This is a genomic window from Solemya elarraichensis gill symbiont (genome assembly GCF_002021095.1).
Lineage (GTDB): Bacteria > Pseudomonadota > Gammaproteobacteria > Chromatiales > Chromatiaceae.
In genome coordinates this window covers 1-3,916 of the sequence record NZ_MPRK01000167.1, presented here as the reverse complement: position 1 = coordinate 3,916, position 3,916 = coordinate 1, and the positions used below count along the sequence as shown (strand labels likewise).

The following is a 3,916-nucleotide window of genomic DNA, read 5'->3' as shown; positions in this document are numbered from 1 at the left end:
CCATTAGTGAAATCCTCTCGGTTGCTCCTGCCGTTGGATTGTCCTTGCGGTTTCCTTCGAACAATAAAAAACCCGCGTCCAGTTGGAGGCAGGTTGTGGATAAATTTATCCTAAGGGGAAAAATCCATATTTATCCTAATGTAGAGCACATTGAGTACCAAGTCAAGGAGTTATTTGTAATTATTATCTTTATGCTGCATGTGCCAACAAAACACCCTCGATAAACGCCTTGCCAACCTCAACCCTGCACCGCAATTCCTTTGTCGAGACGCTAAGTGATTCGGCACACAGTTTCTCGTTCTTCCAGTCGCCCGTGTATTTAACCTCAATCGCGTTATATATCTTAGGCTTGACCCGCTTGAGTTTCCGCATTGCCCTGTCGATCTGCCTGACCTCACCCAAAACGATCACCCCTTCCGGGATTCTGCACCGCTTCACTTTGCCCCCCGTAAAGACCACCATACTGCATGATTTCAGACTCAATCGTCGAATTACCATATCCAAGGCCATCATGATCTAGTAGTTTTCTGTGCCATACACCCCAATATGTCAACATGCTGTCAATGTTCATCCATTCCCCCACAAGTGAATTATTCAATACCCTGATCACGGCAAACGAAGCAACACCCTCAATCTCCTCTATCGCTGCCTCCACGATATTGGTAGCTGCTATCACCCCCTCTGTCGTGACAAAGAACTGATCTTTCATGCAACTACCGTACTTGTCGAACAGGATGCAGTGCTATGCGCCTGGTACGTATTTATTCACGCAGCGATCCTTCTTGCACAAATCGTGACGCAAAAAATATTTCCAGCTTACAAACCAAGTCACCAAATTTTCTTGGTAATAAAATCTCAGGTTGAATTCATCTGTAACAAGCCATAACCTCTTGCTCACTACGCTGCCTCCTTCATCATTCGCCTAACCTACGCCCTGTAAAAATCACGTATTTCGATAACCTCCTCTTTGGTGCAGTTCAATGTTCTCCTGTCATTCTCAATTCGCTCAAGCCGCCAATCGCCTATCTTGCGTCTGAGACGAATCCGGTATTCGCAGATGTTCCCCGAGTCATGGCAATTGCACTGACTGCACTGCATATGCACGTTGTCCTCGTCAAACCTCAATGCGCTCACCGCCTTAACCGTCCTGTAATGCCCTGCGTGATACTGCACTGCTGCCTTGTTGCCACATGAGATACATCCTTGTCCTGCGTCCCTGAACCGGATATAGGCGTTAAACGCCTTCTGCGTTTCTGCCAGGTACTCGCTTCTGGTCTTGATCTTCTCCAGCCTCCGCTTCTTCTCCTTGCGCCACTCCTTTTCCTTGGCCTGTCTTACGTAGGCAATTCCGCACTTTGGTGAGCAGACGATCTGCTGGGGGTTTACCTGGTTGTCGAACTTGGTTCTGCACACCTTGCAGACTCTCAAAGGACGCCTTCCTCTGGCCGTGTTAGCTGCGCCCCTCGATCTGTTGCCCATCGCTGAATACTCGTCATTAACTCACTCATCTGCTCGACGTTGAGGTCTGGCACGTGGATTGAGTCGGCTATCAGTTTTTTCAGCATTGATTGCTCGTTTTGAGTTGCGTTCTTGTACAGCATCCGCATTTCTCCGTAGTCAATTTCCTCGTCACGCTCCAGGATGGGTACGGCGAACTTGCTCTTCAACACGTCATGCCACTCCTCTTTCGTGTGGCCTGCCAGCTCATTCAGATCTGCACCCTGGATTTCGGCGAGCCATTTCCAGTACAAGTTGTTCTGCCTAACACTACGGCCTCCCGTGCACTCTCCCTGAACCAACACGTACCGGCTGCCTGGATCGATCTTCACTGTGGCTTCTGCATGCTTGGAAGAGACTGTAAAATCCATCACAGAACTGAGTAGGTATATAGCGATAACTTTCATTTCAAGCACCCCAGGTCAATGCTTGTCGGCGCTGACATCTTGTGGATAAACGGGATCAGGAAATTCTTGATCTTCCCGTACCTGCTCTCCTTCAGAACCCTGAGCCACGCACAGCTTCCAAAGCAGATCCTTGTCCTTGTCTGTCCATTTCGTTTGCTTTGTCTTTTTACGCTCAGCACACGCTGACTTGAACTTTTCCCGCTCGCCCTTGATGAATGTCATGTCGTCCAGACTCATCAGAAATCATCCGCTGCTTTTGTCTTATTATCGAACCCCCTGACAACTGCAGGCTTCTTTCTCTCATAGTAGCCATCTGGCACATCACCAGCACAAGGCATGAATCGGCAGTAATCCCCCTGGAAGTTGAGAAACGCCGTGCCGAGTTCTCCGTTTCTGTGTTTGCCGATGATAATTTCAGCAAACCCCTGAGATGCGTAGTTGCCAGGGTTGTAGTACTCGTCTCGGTATGTGAATAAAATCAGATCAGCGTCTTGCTCGATGTTTCCAGAGTCCCGCAGGTCGGACATGATTGGTCGTTTATTGCTTCTCTGCTCAAGACCGCGATTCAACTGCGACAAGGCAATTACAGGCACATTGAGCTCTTTTGCCAGTGCTTTCAATCCACGTGTAATTTTACCGACCTCGTTGGCTCTGTTCTCGCTTCCGCTTTCCTCAATCAACTGCAAATAGTCCACCATGATGAGGCTCAATGGTGTTTTTTCATGCTGCGCTCTTGCTGAGAATTTGATGTATTGAATATTCGCTGTTCCAGCGTCATCGACTGAAATCGGCATCCCTGCGATTTTGGATGTAGCTGCGGTGAATTTAGTCCAGTCGTCGTCATCCAGTTCTGCAGAAATAATTTTCCGCAATGGGATAGTACTGACATCAGAAAGAAGCCGCTGGATTAGCTGGGTACTCGGCATTTCAATCGAAAACACCATGACCGCTTTACCTTTTTCAGCCACACGCTTCGCAATATTCATGGCTAATGCTGTCTTCCCCATCGAGGGCCGACCAGCCACGATAATTAGCTCACCCGGCTTCAGTCCGCAAGTTTTCTCGTCCAGGTCGTGATAGCCAGTCATTACACCGACCTCCTCGCCCCCTTCGTACTGACGCGACATCTGCTCAGTGACCACCCGCAGGATTTCCTTGGTGGATTTTGCTGCACCTTTCGATCTGCCAGTTTTTGCCAGTTCGCTCAGTTCGCTCTGTGCAAATTCAATCAAGTCGTCAGGCTTTCCACCGTTGTAAGCCTTCTCTGCTATGTTCGTTGAGGTTGAGATTAATTGCCTTGCGACACTATGCTCCCTGACGATATCCGCGTAGTACTTGATGTTTGCTGCACTGTTGGTCTGAGCTGCGATTTCACCAATCACCTGCTGACCGCCAGCATCGTCAAGTGTGCCGTTCTCGGTCAGTTCAACAATCACGGTCACGATATCAATGGGATTTCCTGCAAATGCAACAGCTCTCATTGCTGAGAAAATCAACCTGTTCTCACGCCAATAAAAATCGTCATCACGCAAATCCTCTACTTTCTGCCATGCCTTGATGTCACGCATCAGGCCTCCAAGGATCGCTCTCTCGGCCTGAATGGAGTTTGGTGGCTGTCTGACACCAGTGGTTGTTGCGTTACTGCCTGTTCGCTGGGTCATGCGTCTTCCCCCTTGCGCTGGCACTTGCCTTCGATGACTTTGATGAAATTATTCGCGGTAACGATCCACTCAAGGTCAGCAGTCCACTGCCGCTCATTATCGCCAATGAGATGCGGGTTACAGCTTGCTATCCATGAAAACAAGTCTCTCCACCAGTCGACGTTTTGCCGTGCCGTCTCTTCACGCCAACGGGCTACCAGTTTCTTTTTTCGTGAATCGTTCCACACTCGCACTTGTGGCAGTGTTGGCAGGTATTTGTGATAAGCGGCGATGATTTCCTGGTGAGGGCAATTCGGAACAGTTGGCAAAGCGGACACGCTTGGCGACAATGTAGTATTTTCCTTTTCCTTT

6 protein-coding genes and 1 pseudogene are annotated in these 3,916 nt (G+C 49.0%); all 7 read right to left on the bottom strand.

The annotated features are described in order from the left end of the window. Positions 1–189: 189 nt before the first annotated feature. Positions 190–402, bottom strand: a complete 213-nt coding sequence (locus BOW51_RS08225) for a hypothetical protein (protein WP_135568161.1) — start codon at positions 400–402, stop codon at positions 190–192. Then, positions 395–709 carry a hypothetical protein gene (locus tag BOW51_RS08220; protein ID WP_078477266.1) on the bottom strand — a complete coding sequence of 105 codons (315 nt, stop codon included), beginning with the start codon at positions 707–709 and terminating at the stop codon, positions 395–397. Before BOW51_RS08220 ends, BOW51_RS08225 begins: the two co-directional genes overlap by 8 nt. A 218-nt stretch (positions 710–927) precedes the next feature. Beyond that, positions 928–1,428: a recombination protein NinG gene (locus BOW51_RS08215; RefSeq protein WP_245828629.1), complete on the bottom strand. Its 501-nt coding sequence runs from the start codon at positions 1,426–1,428 to the stop codon at positions 928–930. Beyond that, the gene (locus BOW51_RS08210) at positions 1,425–1,904 is read right to left on the bottom strand and encodes a NinB/YbcN family protein (protein ID WP_135568160.1); all 480 of its coding nucleotides are present in this window, start codon (positions 1,902–1,904) and stop codon (positions 1,425–1,427) included. The genes BOW51_RS08215 and BOW51_RS08210 overlap by 4 nt, the downstream gene beginning before the upstream one ends. A gap of 15 nt (positions 1,905–1,919) precedes the next feature. Beyond that, positions 1,920–2,141 (bottom strand): hypothetical protein, encoded by a 222-nt coding sequence (locus tag BOW51_RS08205; RefSeq protein ID WP_078477262.1) that lies wholly within the window; start codon positions 2,139–2,141, stop codon positions 1,920–1,922. Then, positions 2,141–3,565 carry a replicative DNA helicase gene (gene dnaB, locus BOW51_RS08200; protein WP_078477261.1) on the bottom strand — a complete coding sequence of 475 codons (1,425 nt, stop codon included), beginning with the start codon at positions 3,563–3,565 and terminating at the stop codon, positions 2,141–2,143. Before dnaB ends, BOW51_RS08205 begins: the two co-directional genes overlap by 1 nt. Then, a pseudogene (locus tag BOW51_RS08195) lies at positions 3,562–3,916 on the bottom strand (hypothetical protein); the annotation flags it as partial. The pseudogene BOW51_RS08195 and the gene dnaB, both read right to left, overlap by 4 nt.